This is a genomic window from Streptomyces sp. AA4, from assembly GCF_000158875.1.
Classification (GTDB): domain Bacteria; phylum Actinomycetota; class Actinomycetes; order Mycobacteriales; family Pseudonocardiaceae; genus Amycolatopsis.
On record NZ_GG657746.1, the window covers coordinates 5,249,843 to 5,264,184 of the forward strand.

16 protein-coding genes are annotated in these 14,342 nt (G+C 69.0%); 9 read left to right on the forward strand and 7 right to left on the reverse strand.

Features of this window, described 5'->3' with window-relative positions:
* Positions 1 to 77 precede the first annotated feature (77 nt).
* Positions 78 to 584 carry a DUF664 domain-containing protein gene (locus SSMG_RS24055; protein ID WP_009080283.1) on the reverse strand — a complete coding sequence of 169 codons (507 nt, stop codon included), beginning with the start codon at positions 582 to 584 and terminating at the stop codon, positions 78 to 80.
* Positions 585 to 833: 249 nt separating this feature from the next.
* On the opposite strand from SSMG_RS24055, the gene SSMG_RS45545 reads away from it, so the two are divergent.
* Complete coding sequence (locus SSMG_RS45545; protein ID WP_158688075.1) at positions 834 to 983, forward strand: hypothetical protein; 150 nt, start codon at positions 834 to 836, stop codon at positions 981 to 983.
* 42 nt (positions 984 to 1,025) lie between these two features.
* Here SSMG_RS45545 and SSMG_RS24060 read toward each other — a convergent pair whose 3' ends face one another.
* Positions 1,026 to 1,469: a DUF6314 family protein gene (locus SSMG_RS24060; RefSeq protein ID WP_199785966.1), complete on the reverse strand. Its 444-nt coding sequence runs from the start codon at positions 1,467 to 1,469 to the stop codon at positions 1,026 to 1,028.
* A 242-nt stretch (positions 1,470 to 1,711) separates the two neighbouring features.
* Between SSMG_RS24060 and recQ the strand changes: the two genes are divergently transcribed.
* From recQ to SSMG_RS46345, 3 genes are all read left to right on the forward strand, one after another.
* Positions 1,712 to 3,556 (forward strand): DNA helicase RecQ, encoded by a 1,845-nt coding sequence (gene recQ, locus SSMG_RS24065; RefSeq protein WP_037714669.1) that lies wholly within the window; start codon positions 1,712 to 1,714, stop codon positions 3,554 to 3,556.
* A gap of 228 nt (positions 3,557 to 3,784) precedes the next feature.
* Positions 3,785 to 4,075: a serine hydrolase domain-containing protein gene (locus SSMG_RS46340; protein WP_199785968.1), complete on the forward strand. Its 291-nt coding sequence runs from the start codon at positions 3,785 to 3,787 to the stop codon at positions 4,073 to 4,075.
* A gap of 11 nt (positions 4,076 to 4,086) precedes the next feature.
* Positions 4,087 to 5,076, forward strand: a complete 990-nt coding sequence (locus SSMG_RS46345) for a serine hydrolase (protein WP_255409888.1) — start codon at positions 4,087 to 4,089, stop codon at positions 5,074 to 5,076.
* A gap of 51 nt (positions 5,077 to 5,127) precedes the next feature.
* Here the strand turns inward: SSMG_RS46345 and SSMG_RS24075 are convergent, their stop codons facing one another.
* Entirely contained in the window at positions 5,128 to 5,331 is a 204-nt protein-coding gene (locus SSMG_RS24075) for an antitoxin (RefSeq protein ID WP_009080295.1), read from the reverse strand.
* A gap of 120 nt (positions 5,332 to 5,451) precedes the next feature.
* On the opposite strand from SSMG_RS24075, the gene add reads away from it, so the two are divergent.
* Positions 5,452 to 6,435, forward strand: a complete 984-nt coding sequence (gene add / locus SSMG_RS24080; protein WP_037714671.1) for an adenosine deaminase — start codon at positions 5,452 to 5,454, stop codon at positions 6,433 to 6,435.
* Here the strand turns inward: add and SSMG_RS24085 are convergent.
* Both SSMG_RS24085 and SSMG_RS24090 read right to left on the reverse strand, forming a co-directional pair.
* A complete protein-coding gene (locus SSMG_RS24085; protein ID WP_009080298.1) occupies positions 6,413 to 7,786 on the reverse strand; it encodes a VWA domain-containing protein in 1,374 nt (457 codons plus the stop codon). The two genes, add and SSMG_RS24085, sit on opposite strands and share 23 nt — an antisense overlap.
* Positions 7,783 to 8,664: a MoxR family ATPase gene (locus SSMG_RS24090; RefSeq protein ID WP_009080300.1), complete on the reverse strand. Its 882-nt coding sequence runs from the start codon at positions 8,662 to 8,664 to the stop codon at positions 7,783 to 7,785. Before SSMG_RS24090 ends, SSMG_RS24085 begins: the two co-directional genes overlap by 4 nt.
* 341 nt (positions 8,665 to 9,005) lie before the next feature.
* Here SSMG_RS24090 and mgrA point away from each other — a divergent pair, with 341 nt between their 5' ends.
* Positions 9,006 to 10,034 (forward strand): L-glyceraldehyde 3-phosphate reductase, encoded by a 1,029-nt coding sequence (mgrA, locus tag SSMG_RS24095; protein ID WP_009080305.1) that lies wholly within the window; start codon positions 9,006 to 9,008, stop codon positions 10,032 to 10,034.
* Between the two features lie 23 nt (positions 10,035 to 10,057).
* Here mgrA and SSMG_RS24100 read toward each other — a convergent pair whose 3' ends face one another.
* Both SSMG_RS24100 and SSMG_RS24105 read right to left on the reverse strand, forming a co-directional pair.
* Positions 10,058 to 10,663, reverse strand: a complete 606-nt coding sequence (locus SSMG_RS24100; protein WP_234392739.1) for an NUDIX hydrolase — start codon at positions 10,661 to 10,663, stop codon at positions 10,058 to 10,060.
* Positions 10,618 to 11,142 (reverse strand): PadR family transcriptional regulator, encoded by a 525-nt coding sequence (locus tag SSMG_RS24105; protein ID WP_009080309.1) that lies wholly within the window; start codon positions 11,140 to 11,142, stop codon positions 10,618 to 10,620. Before SSMG_RS24105 ends, SSMG_RS24100 begins: the two co-directional genes overlap by 46 nt.
* 84 nt (positions 11,143 to 11,226) lie before the next feature.
* Between SSMG_RS24105 and SSMG_RS24110 the strand changes: the two genes are divergently transcribed.
* The 3 genes from SSMG_RS24110 to SSMG_RS24120 form a co-directional block, all read left to right on the forward strand.
* Positions 11,227 to 11,787 carry a hypothetical protein gene (locus SSMG_RS24110; RefSeq protein ID WP_009080311.1) on the forward strand — a complete coding sequence of 187 codons (561 nt, stop codon included), beginning with the start codon at positions 11,227 to 11,229 and terminating at the stop codon, positions 11,785 to 11,787.
* 4 nt (positions 11,788 to 11,791) lie between these two features.
* A complete protein-coding gene (locus SSMG_RS24115) occupies positions 11,792 to 13,096 on the forward strand; it encodes a carotenoid oxygenase family protein (protein WP_009080313.1) in 1,305 nt (434 codons plus the stop codon).
* Between the two features lie 187 nt (positions 13,097 to 13,283).
* Positions 13,284 to 14,342 (forward strand): ROK family protein (locus SSMG_RS24120; RefSeq protein ID WP_009080315.1); only part of this gene is annotated, 1,059 nt, incomplete at its 3' end.

Sequence of the window (14,342 nt, forward strand, 5' to 3'; positions counted from 1 at the left end):
CCGCTGTCCGCAGCTGACTGTCGCGTTCCGGGCAGGATCGGTCACTCGCCAGGGTGCGGCAGTCGTTCCGGCTAGGTTCAGTCCAGCAGCAACCCCCTCACGTAGGCGGCCTGTCCCGCGTGCTGGAGGTCGTCGGACAGCACGCTGACCAGCCGGACTCCCAGCGTCACCGGCGGGTTCCAGGCTTTGTCGACCACGCGGTCCAGCGCCGCCTCGTCGAGGGTGGCCACCCAGGACACCGTGTGCTCGTGCACGGCGTCGTAGTAGCCGGTGAGCAGATCCGGCGACTGCGGCTGCACCTTGGCCACGTCCTCGCTGCTGTGCCCGTAGCCGATGTCGCCGGCCGGGAACGGCAGGTCGAATTTCTCGCGCCAGTCCTGTGCCGTCCAGAGCTGGTCGGTGCCCGCTACGTCCGCGACATGGTCGTCTTGCACCCTCGCCAAATGCCAGACCAGCCAGCCGATCGAGTTGGCGTCCGGGCCGGGGCGCGCCGCCAGTTGCTCCGCGGTCAGCCCGTCTACTGCCTGGTGCACCACTTCCCGCACCCGGCCGAATCCGTCTGCGAGCAGATCGGCCACATTCATCTCGCGCTCCTCTTCCGTCGTCGTGCGCTTGCCTCGATCATGCCTGGAAGATCCGGCTCTGCCCAGCACTGTGACTCGAGCGGCGCGAGGGGTCCATTCGCACCGGTCAAACCGGCTCCGCACGGGAAAATCCGTTGACTACCAAGGGTGACTGCGACTGTCCACTTCGGATCGAGCAGCGCTGACGGCCGTCGGGTAGAATCCGGCGCGAGAGCGATCTACCCGCCGACGGCGCGAACGGAGGACCTTGTGGCGATCACCGCGCCCCGCGTCCTGCCCGGCTTCGACAACATCGCCGGCATCGCGATTCCCGCGTGGGCGGGCATGGTGATCACCGCTGCCTGCGCGGTTTCGGCGATAGTGGTCCTGCTGGTGATCGTGCGCAATCGGCGCAAGTAGTCACGCCGGTATCCGCCGGATTCCGCGCGCGGCAGTGCGGAATCAGGAAGACCGCTTGTCGACCCGGGTGAACCGGCTGGTGATCACGTGATCCTTGGCCGGACCGGTCACCACCCATTCCTGTTCCCACCGGCGATGGTCGAGCACGCGGTACGCGCCTCGGTACCAGTCGGCCGCGCACGGATGATCGGCCGTCCACTCCCCGGTCGCCAGGTCGAGATCGTGGAAGAACCCGCCGTGGTCGAAGTGCACGGCGGCGCGCGAGCCGCCGGCGGGCCGGTAATGCAGCGTCCGGACGAACGGTCCGCGATGCGCTCCGAGCTGCAGTTCTCCCGATTCGTGGTAGACGAGCACGCCGTCGTCCGAGGTGAACGTCGCGCGGCCGCTCGCCTCGCCCATCGCCGCCCCGTCGACGTCGACGATTTCGCGCGCGAGCTGCCATTCGCCGGAGAAGTACCCGGTCAGGTCATTGATCGGAAAACCCACGGATCCCATTGTGCGCCTCCGGACCCGACGCGAACGGCACTGGGACCGCCATACCGACACCGTCTGTCACGAGGGTGGCATGAAGGGTCCCGTCATCCCCGAGACCACCAGGAGCCATGCCGTTCACCCTCTGCGACCAGGGCCGCCGCAGCGGCCGAAAACGGCCGGTGCGATGGGGACTTTCGCGCCGTGCGCGGCGGGGCAGGCTCGCCCGGACGGTCCGCCGCCCTAGAATCGGCCGCGTGGCGCACCCCGACCTGGCCGAGCAGGCCACCCGCTCCCCCGCTCTCGAAACCCTGCAGCGCGTCTTCGGCTACGACGCGTTCCGCGGCGACCAGGCGGAGATCGTCGAGCACGTGATCTCCGGCGGCGACGCGCTGGTGCTCATGCCCACCGGCGGCGGGAAATCGCTGTGCTACCAGATCCCGGCGCTGGTGCGGCCGGGCGTCGGCGTGGTGATCTCGCCGCTCATCGCGCTGATGCAGGACCAGGTCGACGCGCTGCGCAACGTCGGCGTGCGCGCCGGATTCCTCAACTCCACGCAGGATTTCGCGCAGCGGCAGGAGGTCGAGGCGGCCTTCGTCGCGGGCGAACTGGACCTGCTCTACCTCGCGCCCGAACGGCTGTCGGTCGAATCCACCGTGCGGCTGCTCGACCGCGGCAAGATCGCCCTGTTCGCGATCGACGAGGCGCACTGCGTCTCCCAGTGGGGCCACGATTTCCGGCCCGACTACCTGATGCTGTCCTCGCTGCACGAACGCTGGCCGGACGTGCCCCGGATCGCGCTCACGGCCACCGCGACCGAGGCCACGCACAAGGAAATCTCGCAGCGGCTCGGCCTGGACGAGGCGAAGCATTTCGTCGCGAGCTTCGACCGGCCGAACATCCAGTACCGGATCGTGCCGAAGAACTCGCCGCAGAAGCAGCTGCTCGAACTCCTGCGCACCGAGCACCAGGGCGACGCCGGAATCGTCTACTGCCTGTCGCGCGCGTCGGTGGAGAAAACGGCGGATTTCCTGGTGCAGAACGGAATTCCGGCGCTGCCCTATCACGCCGGGCTCGACAAGGGGACCCGCGCGGCGAACCAGTCGAGGTTCCTGCGCGAGGAGGGGCTCGTCGTGGTCGCCACGATCGCGTTCGGCATGGGCATCGACAAGCCCGACGTGCGGTTTGTCGCACACCTGGACCTGCCGAAGTCCGTGGAAGGCTATTACCAGGAAACCGGCCGAGCGGGCCGCGATGGCCTGCCGTCGACCGCCTGGCTCGCGTACGGGCTGCAAGACGTGGTGCAGCAACGCAAAATGATCGACAACTCCGAAGGCGACGAGCGGCATCGCCGCCTGCAGGCCCAGCACCTGCACGCGATGCTGGCGCTGTGCGAGACGGTCGACTGCCGGCGGACGCAGATCCTCGCGTACTTCGGCCAATCCGGGCAGCCGTGCGGGAACTGCGACACCTGCCTGAACCCGCCGGAGAGCTGGGACGGCACCATCGCCGCACAGAAGCTGCTGTCCACAGTGGTCCGTCTGCGCAACGAACGGCGGCAGAAATTCGGCGCCGGCCAGATCATCGACATCCTGCTGGGCAAGACGACGCCGAAGGTCACCCAGTTCCAGCACGACACGCTGAAGGTCTTCGGCATCGGCACCGAACTGCGCGAACAAGAGTGGCGCGCGGTGGTGCGGCAGCTGCTGGCGCGCAACCTGCTTGCGGTGGAAGGGGATTACGGGTCGCTGGTGCTGACCGAAGGTTCGGCGGCGGTGCTGAACGGGTCCCTGGAAGTACAGCTGCGCCGCGAACCCGAGCGCCCGGCGCGTGCCCCGCGAACGTCCCGCCGCACGCCGGCCGCTCCGATCGACATGCCCGCGGAAGCGGAACCGTTGTTCGAGCGCCTGCGCGCTTGGCGGGCGGCTACGGCGAAGGAACAGGGTGTCCCGGCGTACGTGATCTTCCACGACGCCACGCTGCGCCAGATCGCCGCGATGAGGCCGACGACGCTCGACGTGCTGGGCACGGTGAGCGGCGTCGGCGAGAGCAAGCTGGCCAAATACGGGGAGAGCGTGCTCGCGACACTGGCCGAGGAGTGAGGACAGGTGCCGCTTGAACTAATCGTCGCACCAGCGATCGGCTAGGGACACGTCGCATAGCCGCGTGCCCTCATCACGCTGCCTGGTGCCCTCGGAGGCATCGGGAGAACCGGCCGCTACGAGGGCTTGCCAGCCCAACTGGTCGTGCTTTCTGCCCGGCATAACTCCGGCTCGACCAACCGCGTCTCCGCCTCATCGCAGCACTCGCTGAGGCAGTAGGTTGCGGGGATGGGGTGGGGCCCGAGCGAGCTCATCGCGAAGTACGACGTACCGGGCGCGCAGGTCGCGGTACTGGCTGGCGACGAGATCCTGGACGAGGCCGCAGGCGTCTTGAGCCTCCGCACGCGAGTCGAGACCACGACCGACTCGGTCTTCAAGATCGGTTCGATCACCAAGATCTGGACGGCCACGCTGATCCAGCAGCTGGTCTGCGACGACCTGCTGGATCTCGACCGTCCCGTCCGCGACTACCTGCCCGGTTTCCGCGGCTGGGCGACCCGGCCGCCGCCGACTCCCTGACCGCCCGCCACCTGCTCACCCACACTGGCGGCCTCGACAGCAATCACTTCGTCGACACCGGCCGCGACGACGACGCGATCGAGAAGTTCGTCGCCACCCTCGCCGACGCGGGTCATCTCTTTCCCCCGGGCAAGGTTTTCTCCTACTCCAACAGCGGATATGCGGTCCTCGGCAGACTGGTGGAAGTCCTGCGCGGCAAGACCTTCCACGACGCGCTCCGCGAACGGCTGGCGACCCCGCTGGGGCTTTCGACCGTCGCCGTCGACCCCTACGAAGCGATCCTGCACCGCGCCGCGGTCGGCCATGTCGAAGCCGAAGGAGGACTCGCGCCGACGAAGAGCTGGGCAGTCCGCTATTTCTCCACGCCCAGCGGCTCGCATCTCGCGATGAGCGCCCGCGACCTTCTGGAATTCGTCCGGCTGCACCTCACCGACCACACGCTCGCGGAACTGCGCGAACCCCAGCTCGAATCCGTCCCGGACTTCGGCGGCGGAGTCCTCGGCTGGGGGCTCGGCTGGATGCTGTACCAGGACGGCGTCGCAGGACACACCGGCGTCTCCAAAGGCCAGAAGGCTTTTCTGCGTGTCGTCCCCTCAGCCGGCGTGGCGATGGCCGTGCTGACCAACAGCGCGAACGCCGAACCGCTGGCCCACGAACTCTTCAGCACAGTGCTCCGGGACCTCGCCGGCGTCGAGACGGCACCGCTTCCGGTGCCGCCGGCGAACCCCGCTCCCCTCGACGCGGACCGGATGTGCGGCACTTACCGCACCACCTTGCACGACATCGCACTGACCGTCGAAAACAACCGAGCGTTCCTCACCTACCACCCACGCGGCGAGACCGCCGGAAAACGCGTCGAGGTCGTCCGCCTGAACGACCGCGCGATCATCACCGTCGAACCGACGTTCACCGGCCATCAGGTCCTGTCGCTGATCGGCTCCGACGGGCACGGCCGCGCCCGCTTCCTGCACAACGGCGCCGCCGCGTACCGGGTCAGCTGATCTGCCCGGGACCTGGGACCGCGAATTCGGTCGTGCGATCCAGGCGCAGGCTCACTCAGCCGCCCGGGCGCGAGTCGTGTCCGAGACCTTCCGGACAGCTCCCGCGATCTGCGAGTGATACCGACCGTTCGTCTTCTCGTCCACGAAGCGCGCTGCCTTGCCCACAGCCTCGTTCACCTTTTCCGGGTTCTTCCGCACATACGACACCGCGCCCGCGGCGCCCGCCAGCATGGTGAGTTTCTTCATCAAAGCCATCGCACACAGTCCCTTCCCCTGCGGAAACCTCCGTCACCTACCCCAACGCCGGGTGCCCGCCCCGGGTTCCCGCCGAAACTTGGGTGACAGGAGGTGCCCGCGGCAGGCATCATCCGACGCGTGCGCGATCTTTCGGCCCTTCCCAAGGTGCATCTCCACGTCCACCTCGAGAGCACCATCCGTCCTGGCACGCTCAAGGAGCTCGCGGACGTCCACGGGGTCCATGTGCCGGACAAGCCCGCGGCGTTCGACGGGTTTCGGGCGTTCGCCGATCGCAACAGTCTCACGCGGTCGTGTTTGCGCGAAGCCGGGGATTTCGAGCGGATCGCGCGCGAGTTCTGCGCGGACGAAGCCGCTCAAGGGACGAGGTACGTCGAGGTCACCTTCACCGCTGCCTCGCACGGGGAACGGGTCGGTGACCTCGAACTTCCGCTCCACGCGGTCCTCAAAGGACTGTCGGAGGGCGGGAAAGCGCACGGGCTGCACTGGAAGCTCATCCTTGACCACTCACGGCGGAGGTCGGTCGAGCGAGCGATGAAGACCTTGGAACTGGCTCAGCGGCACGAAGAGGTCATCGCGATCGGGATGGCCGGCGAGGAAAGGCACTCGCTGGCTCCGTTCCGGGAGGTGCTCGTCCGGGCGCGCGAGGCGGGGCTGCATCTCGTGCACCACGCGGGCGAGGACGCCGGGCCGGACAGCGTCCGTGAGGCGATCGAAATCGGGGGCGCGGAGCGGATCGGCCACGGGATCCGCATCCTGCAGGACCCGGCGTTGACCGAACAGGTGGCGGAAAGCGGGCTCGCGCTTGAGGTGTGCCCGGCGTCGAACGTCGCGCTCGGGCTGGTTCCGACGCTCCCGGAGCACCCGCTCCCCCGGCTGGTCGAGGCGGGGCTCAAGGTCACGCTCAACACTGATGTCCCGGACGTCACCGGCACCACGATCACCGACGAATTCACTCGGGCGAGGGAAGTTTTCGGTTACGCCGACGCGCAACTAGCCCAGCTGGCCGGCAACGCGGTGGAGGCATCGTTCGCTCCGGAGGAGACCAAAGCGGTGCTGCGCAAGGAGATCGACAGCTGGCTCACGTCGGCAGCAGGCGCGTGACGAGCACGCCCAGCTGCTGCGCGTTCCGGCATTCGTGCATCTCCACCAGCTCCGCGTAGTCGGGCGCGGCCGAATCGCCGGTCCCCCACAGCGCCCGGCGTTCGGGGTTCAGCCAGTGGACGTGCCGGGCGCGGGACCGGATCGCGCGGACGGCGTCGAGGTTCGGGTCGCCGCCGTTCGTGCGGGCGTCGCCGAGGATGAGGACGGACGTGCGCGGGCCGACGGCGTCCAGCCAGTGCGAAGTGAATTGTCCTAGCGCGCGGCCGTAATCGCTGTGTCCGTCCCAGCGGACGACCGCGGCTTCGCTGAGCATCCGTGCGCCCAGCTGTTCGGGATCGGCGGCGCCAGTGTCCACGAGGTGCGTCACCTCGTCGGTGCTGTCGACGAAACCGAAAACGCGGATTTTGCTGAACTGGTCCCGCAAAGCTTGCACCAGCAGCATGGTGAAGTTCGCGAAACCCGCCACCGAACCGGAAAGATCGCACAGGAGGATGATTTCCGGGCGGCCGGGGCGCCGGTGCCGGTAGGCTGGCCGCAAGGGCACGCCGCCAGTGGAAAGTGAACGACGCAGCGTTCGGCGCAAGTCGATCTGGCCGCGTGTGGTGCGTTTGCGGCGCGCGGCGAGTCTGGTGGCGAGTTTCCGCGACAGCGGCTGGATCGTGCGCCGAAGCTCGGCCAATTGCGTGCGGCTGGCCAGAAGGAAGTCGACGCGGTCGGCGGCGGGGGCGATGGCGTGTTTGGCGATCCGTTCGCGGCCGCGCAGTTCGGCGGCTCGGCGGCGCGCTTCGGTCCGCACCCGGCCGCGGAAACCTTCGACGCGGCGGCGGATTTCGTCGCGGGTGAGCCGGTCGGTGAACTCGTCGGAGGCGCCGGAGCCGCGCACCGCGGCGAGCACCTGCGCGATGAGCGTCTGCGGCTGCAGCCGGTCCAGCGTTTGGTGCGCGGAGTATCCGCCGCCGGGGCCGGTTCCGACGCCGTACTGGCCCAGCAGGTCCACGGCGAGTCCGGCGAGCTGGTCGAGCGCCTGGTCGTCGCCTTCGGCCAAGGCGGCGGCGAGGGCTTCGCGCAGTTCCTCGCGGTCCCGCGGCGGGTTCTCGCGCGCCAGTTCCGGCGCGCCGACGCCGGCCGGGAAGTACAGGTCGAACGCGGCGTCGAACACCGTCCGCTGCCCGCCCCGGCGGACCAGCGCGGCGGCGAGCCCTTCGCGGACCAGCTCGCGGTCGTCCAGGCCGAGCACTTCCAGCGCGGCCGCCGCGTCGGCCGTCTCGCCCGGACCGGCCGGGATGCCTTGCGCCCGCAAGGCCCGCACGAACTCGGCGAGCCGTCCGGTCAGGCCCGGCGCGGCGGTCACGACGCGTCCAGCACCTGGTCGAGACGCAGTCCGGCCCCGGCCTTCGCGATGTCGTCCTGGTGCTTCAGCACGACGCCGAGGCTTTCGCGCACCACCCGCTCGTCGAGCGCGCCCGCGCCCAGCTCCAGCAGCGTGCGCGCCCAGTCGACGGTCTCCGCCACCGACGGCAGTTTCCGCAGGTCCATCGCCCGCAGCGCGGCGATCACCCGCACCACCGAATCCGCCAGCGCGGCCTCGATGCCGGGCACCTTCAGCCGGACGATCTCGCGTTCCAGGTCCTCGTCCGGGAAATCGATGTGCAGGAACAGGCACCGCCGCCGCAGCGCCTCGGACAGCTCGCGCGTCGCGTTCGACGTCAGCACCACGAACGGCTGCTGCGTCGCGGTGATCGTGCCGAGTTCGGGCACGGTCACCTGGAAATCGCCGAGCACCTCCAGCAGCAGGCCCTCGATCTCGACGTCGGCCTTGTCCGTCTCGTCGATCAGCAGCACGGTCGGCTCGGTGCCGGAAATCGCGGTGAGCAGCGGGCGGCGCAGCAGGAACTCCTCGCCGAAAATGTCGGTGCGCGCCTCGTCCCACGTCTCGTCGCGGCCCGCGGTGATCCGCAGCAGCTGCTTCGCGTGGTTCCACTCGTACAGCGCGCGGGCCTCGTCGATGCCCTCGTAGCACTGCAGCCGCACCAGCCGCGAGCCGGTGACCTCGGCGACCGCCGTGGCCAGCGCGGTCTTGCCGACCCCGGCCGGACCCTCGACGAGCAGCGGCTTCCCCAGCCGGTCGGCGAGGAACACCGTGGTCGCGACCGCGGTCGACGCGAGGTACCCGGCCTCGGCCAGCTGCGCCGACACGTCGTCGACGGACGAGAAAAACCCGGTGCCCACGTGGCCTCCTAAGCGATCGCTCACCTGCACTGTACTGGGCGGTCGCCGCGAAAGGCGGCCCGACGGCCAGACATCGGATCTAAGCAGGTTCACAACCCGGACGCACCGGTGAAAACCCCCGATTCCTCCGATGTATGCCGAGCACCGGAGAGGTCGTCACGGCAGGCTCGGAATGGCCTGGTCCACCAATCGTTTCGCGACCGGGCAGGACCCTTCGTTGCCCGCTGATCGATCGAGGTACCAGATGTGCACCGCCGCGGGATGCCGCGCGCAAAACCGGCTTTTCCCCGCCGGCCAGGAGGTCGCCACCCGTGCCGCGCCGCGCGGGCTAGCATCGCGGCGTGACTTACGCTGCCGCTGACGCCCGTTACGATTCGATGCCCTACCGCCGCTGCGGGCGCAGCGGCCTGAAGCTGCCCGCGATCTCGCTCGGGCTCTGGCACAACTTCGGGAACGACCGCCCGCTCACCGTCCAGCGCGACATCGTCCGGCGCGCCTTCGACCTCGGCATCACGCATTTCGACCTGGCCAACAACTACGGCCCGCCCTACGGCAGCGCCGAGGAGAACTTCGGCAGGCTGCTGGCGAGCGACCTCAAGCCGTACCGCGACGAGCTCGTCGTCTCGACCAAGGCGGGCTACGACATGTGGCCCGGGCCGTACGGCGAATGGGGTTCGCGGAAGTACCTGCTGGCGAGCCTCGACCAGTCGCTCGGCCGGATGGGGCTCGACTACGTCGACATCTTCTACTCGCACCGGTTCGACCCGGAGACGCCGCTGGAGGAGACCGTCGGCGCGCTCGACCGCGCGGTCCGGTCCGGCAAGGCGTTGTACGTCGGGATCTCGTCCTACAACTCCGCGCGGACCGCGGAAGCCGCGCAGCTGCTGCGCGAACTGGGCACGCCGCTGCTGATCCACCAGCCGTCGTACTCGATGTTCAACCGCTGGACCGAGGCCGACGACCTGCTCGGGACACTGGAGCAGGTCGGCGCGGGCTGCATCGCGTTCTCGCCGCTGGCGCAGGGATTGCTGACGGACAAGTACCTCGCCGGGGTGCCCTCGGATTCGCGCGCGGCGCAAGGGAAATCGCTGAACCCGGACACGATCACCGAGGAGAAGCTCGGCAAGATCCGGGCGCTGGGCGAGATCGCGGCGCGACGGGGGCAGACACTGGCGCAGCTGGCGCTGGCGTGGGCGCTGCGGGATCCGCGGATGACGTCGCTGGTGATCGGGGCCAGCAGCGTGAAGCAGCTGGAAGACAACGTGGCCGCGCTGGACAACCTGTCGTTCACCGCGGAGGAGCTGGCCGAAATCGACCAGCACGCCACCGAAGAAGGCATCAACATCTGGAAGCGGTCTTCGGACGGCTGACTCGGCACGGCCGGAGGCGAGGACTACCCGAGCCTCCGGCCGAACTCGCCGTAGACCGTCTCGCCGGCCGAAACCGCTTGGTGCGCCAGGGCGATTCGCCGCGCTTTGGACGGCCGCAATTGCGATTGCGCGCTCTCGAGGGCAAGGAACTCGAACCGGCTCAGCTCGTCCGAGGCCAAGCGGATGGCCCCGATCTGGTCGCGGCTCAGCACCCCGCCGTCGAAGACGAACTGCACGCTGTCCCGCCAAACGCCGTGTGTCGGCAGCCAATCGACCACGAGCAGGCGTCCCACCGTGACGTCGATGCCGAGTTCTTCGCGGACCTCTCGACGGCACGCCGCCAGCGGTGATTCGTCGTCTTCGACCAAGCCGCCCGGGATTTCCAGGAACGGCTTGTAGGTCGGGCAGACGAACAGGATCCGGCCGGATTCGTCGCGGGCCAGCACTCCCGCCGCCGTGTTCTTGCGCGGAAACCGGGCCGCGATGCCGGGATTGAACTCGGCCTCCGGCTCGCCCTCGTCCCGGAGATCGCGCGCGAACCCCGCTTCGTCGCCGCAGTGGCGGGCTTGACGGTCAGTCATGATCAGCCGCGGGCCGCGCGGATCGTCTCCGCCGCCCACGCCGCCCATTCGCGTTCCATCGCCGCGTACCGCTTGCCCCATTCCAGCGCGAGGCGGCCGTACAGCGACGGATCGCTGTCGTCCCAGTCGATCGACGCCTCCAAGGCCGCCAGTTCCTCGCCCAGCCCCTCGGCGAAAGCGCCGTGCCGGGACAGGAATCCCCGCGCCTCCTCCGGGCTGACCTCACCCAGGAAGTACACCCGCAGCAGCATCTCGTTGCGCCGGGCTTGCGGCGGCCGCTCCTCCAGCAGCCACTTGCGCAGTTCCGCGCGCCCGGCGTCGGTGATCGCGTACTCCTTGCGGCCCCGCGGGCCCGCCGCGGAGACCTCGATCAAGTCCGCGCCCTCCAGCTTGCCCAGCTCTCCGTACAGCTGGCTCTGCGTGGCCGTCCAGACGCTCGCCATCGCCGTTTCGAAGCGTTTCAGCAGGTCGTAGCCGCTTCCGGGGGCGCCGGCGAGCAACCCGAGCACCGCGTGTCGCAAGGTCATGCGCCCAGCCTACCTTCCACTATTGACATGTGCACGCCGGACGTTCTAGCTTTGACATGTCACAACAGGAACATGGGGGTACCGATGAACTACCTGAAGAGTTTCCTTCCGTGGATCGCCTTCGCGGTCGTCTCCACGCAGGCCGACTGGCGGTGGTCCGGGCTGACCGGGCTGGTGCTCGCGGGCGGGCTGCTCCTGCTCGAACGCCGGCGCGGCAAGGGCTGGGACACGTTGTTCATCGAGGTCTCCGCGGTCGTGTTCTTCGCGGCGCTTTCGGTCTGGTCCTTCAGCGACCCCGCCTCGCCGCTCCGGAACTACGTCGGCGCGCTCACCGATCTGTGGCTGGCGGTCACGGCCTGGGGTTCGATCGCCGCGAAACGGCCGTTCACGCTGGGCATCGCGAAAACCATGGTCCCGGCGGAAATCGCGGCGACAGCGGTGTTCCGCCGGGTCAACGTCGTCATCACCGCGGTGTGGGCGGCCAGCTTCACGATCGCCGGAATCGCCGAAGCCGTGCTGCTGCATTACGCGCCGCACGACACCATCGGCTTGGTCATCATCAAGGTGCTCGGTTTCGCGATCCCGATCGCGTTCACCATTCGCTATCCGCGCATCGTCCGGGCCCGCGCCCAGAAGGCCGCGTGATTCCATGGCCACCACCGATTTCCACCTCCAAGGCCATTACGCCCCGGTCCACGACGAACTCACCGCTTTCGACCTGCCGGTCACCGGCGCGCTGCCGCCGGAACTCAACGGCTGGTACCTGCGCAACGGGCCGAACCCGCGCCAGGACAGCGCGCATTGGTTCACCGGCGACGGAATGGTGCACGGCGTACGGCTCGAAAACGGCCGTGCCGCTTGGTATCGCAACCGCTGGGTGCGCACCGAGAGCTTCGATCTTCCGAATTCGCCGCTCTACAACGCCGACGGAACCCGCAATCTCCGGTGGAGCGTCGCCAATACGCACGTCGTCAACCACGCGGGCCGCACGCTCGCACTCGTGGAATCCTCGCTGCCGTACGAAATCACCACAGAGCTCGACACCGTCGGCGTCTACGATTTCGACGGCAAGCTCGCCGACGCGATGACCGCGCATCCCAAAATCTGCCCGGAGACCGGCGAACTGCATTTCTTCGGCTACGGCAGCCTCACCGCCCCGCACGTGAGCTACTACCGCGCCGACGCGGCCGGGAACCTGGTGCGGCAGCAGCCGATCGACGTGCCCGGGCTCACGATGATGCACGATTTCGCGCTCACCCGGCAGCAGGTGGTGTTCTTCGACCTGCCGGTGGTGTTCGACCACGGTTCCGACGGCGGAATCCCGTACCGTTGGAGCGACACGTACGGCGCGCGCCTCGGGCTGCTCAGCCGCGACCAGCCGGAAAACGGCGTGCGCTGGTTCGAGATCGACCCGTGTTACGTCTTCCACACCCTCAACGCGCACGACACCGCCGACGGCCGGATCGTGATGCACGTCGTGCGGTACGAACATCTCTCCAAGCCGGGCGTCCCGGATCCGCAGGGCGTGCTGTGGCGGTGGACGATCGATCCGCGAACGGGCACGGTCACCGAGGATCTGCTCGACGACCGAGACGGCGAGTTCCCCCGCATCGACGACCGGCTCGCCGGGCTCGACGCCCGTTTCGGCCACGTCACCGGACGGCACGGCCCGGAGGGCCCGCACCTGCTGCGCCGCTACGACCTGCACACGGATACCTCACGCGAGCACCTGTTCCCGAAAGGACACCTCCCGGGCGAAGCGGTTTTCGTTCCGGCGGACGACCGTCCGGACGGCGCGGGCTGGCTGCTGGCGTATGTCTACGACGGACCGAACGACCGCAGCGATCTGGTGGTGCTCGACGCGCAGGACCTCGAAGCGGATCCGGTCGCGATTGTCCATCTGCCCGGCCGCGTGCCCGCCGGGTTCCACGGCAACTGGCTGCCCGACGCCTGATCGGGTCGACTAGCGGACGGCAAACTCTGCGTGCCCTCCCCGGGTTCCGCCCGCCGAGCCCGTATCGTCGGGCCAAGACCTCCCGCCTGCCCGCGCGAGCCGGAAGAAAAGAAACTTTCCTGCCAAAGCGGGGCGAATCCGGTTACCGTGGCAGGACGGAAGTCCGAACGGGAAGGAAACTCAGCAGGTGGCAGGGTCGGGTACACCTCCGGTCGGCACCCCGGCCGGGATGCGCATGATCAACCAGCGGGCGGTGCTCGATCTCCTGCGCCGCGGCGGGCCCGCGACGCGGCCGCAGGTGGCGAAGGACACCGGGCTGTCGAAGCCGACGGTGAGCCAGGCGCTGCTGGCGCTGGAGGCCGCCGGGCTCGCCCGCGCGACCGGGCACACGTCCACCGGAACCGGCCGTTCGGCGGTGCTCTACGAGGCGGACCCCACCGCCGGGTACGTGCTGGGCCTGGACATCGGCCGCGAACACATCCGGGTCGCGGTCGCCGATCTGGGCCGCACCACAGTCGCCCGGCGAGACGTGCGCAACACAGCCCGCTCCGGCAGCGCGCTGATCTCCGCGCTGGGCAAGCTGGCGACGGACATCGTCGCCGAGGCGGGCCTGACAAACGACGACATCGTGGTCCGCGTGCTGGGCTCCCCCGGCGTCGCGGATCCGGTGAAACGCTGTTTCCGGCACGCGCCGAACCTGCCCGGCTGGGGCCGCCCCGGCCTGCTCGACGACCTGGAACAGGTCCTCGGTCCGGAACTGGTCGTGGAAAACGACGCGAACCTCACCGCGGTCGGCGAATGGGAAAGCGGCGCCGCCCGCGGAGCGTCGGTAGTCGGCTGCATCACGATCGGCACCGGCGTCGGCATGGGACTCATGGTCGACGGCCGAGTCTTCCGCGGCGCCACCGGCGCAGCAGGCGAAATCGGCTACCTGCCCTACGGCCGCACCCGGGTCGGCGACGAGCCCAGCGAGCCCCCCGCACGCGGCCACCTGGAAGAGGCGACCGCCGCCCAGTCGGTAGTCCGCGGCGCCCGCGAACTGGGCCTGGGCACAGCCCGATCCGCCCGCGAAGTCTTCCGCCTGGCCCGCGAGGGTGACGAGTTGGCTCAGCGCGCAGTATCCGCGGAAGCAGACCGCCTCGCCTACACAGTCGCCTCGGTAGCCGCAGTAATCGACCCAGAACTCATCGTCCTGGGCGGCGGCGTAGGAACGGCGGCCGACCTGCTCCTGGAACCGATCGACCGA

What these genes read in the sequence shown, in the direction of transcription:
- SSMG_RS46340 (WP_199785968.1), top strand. Translation starts at nt 3,785, where the DNA reads ATGGGGTGGGGCCCGAGCGAGCTCATCGCGAAGTACGACGTACCGGGC.
- SSMG_RS24055 (WP_009080283.1), bottom strand. Translation starts at nt 584, where the DNA reads ATGAATGTGGCCGATCTGCTCGCAGACGGATTCGGCCGGGTGCGGGAA.
- SSMG_RS24105 (WP_009080309.1), bottom strand. Translation starts at nt 11,142, where the DNA reads ATGACCTTGCGACACGCGGTGCTCGGGTTGCTCGCCGGCGCCCCCGGA.
- SSMG_RS24100 (WP_234392739.1), bottom strand. Translation starts at nt 10,663, where the DNA reads ATGGGCGGCGTGGGCGGCGGAGACGATCCGCGCGGCCCGCGGCTGATC.
- SSMG_RS24115 (WP_009080313.1), top strand. Translation starts at nt 11,792, where the DNA reads ATGGCCACCACCGATTTCCACCTCCAAGGCCATTACGCCCCGGTCCAC.
- SSMG_RS24110 (WP_009080311.1), top strand. Translation starts at nt 11,227, where the DNA reads ATGAACTACCTGAAGAGTTTCCTTCCGTGGATCGCCTTCGCGGTCGTC.
- SSMG_RS24075 (WP_009080295.1), bottom strand. Translation starts at nt 5,331, where the DNA reads ATGGCTTTGATGAAGAAACTCACCATGCTGGCGGGCGCCGCGGGCGCG.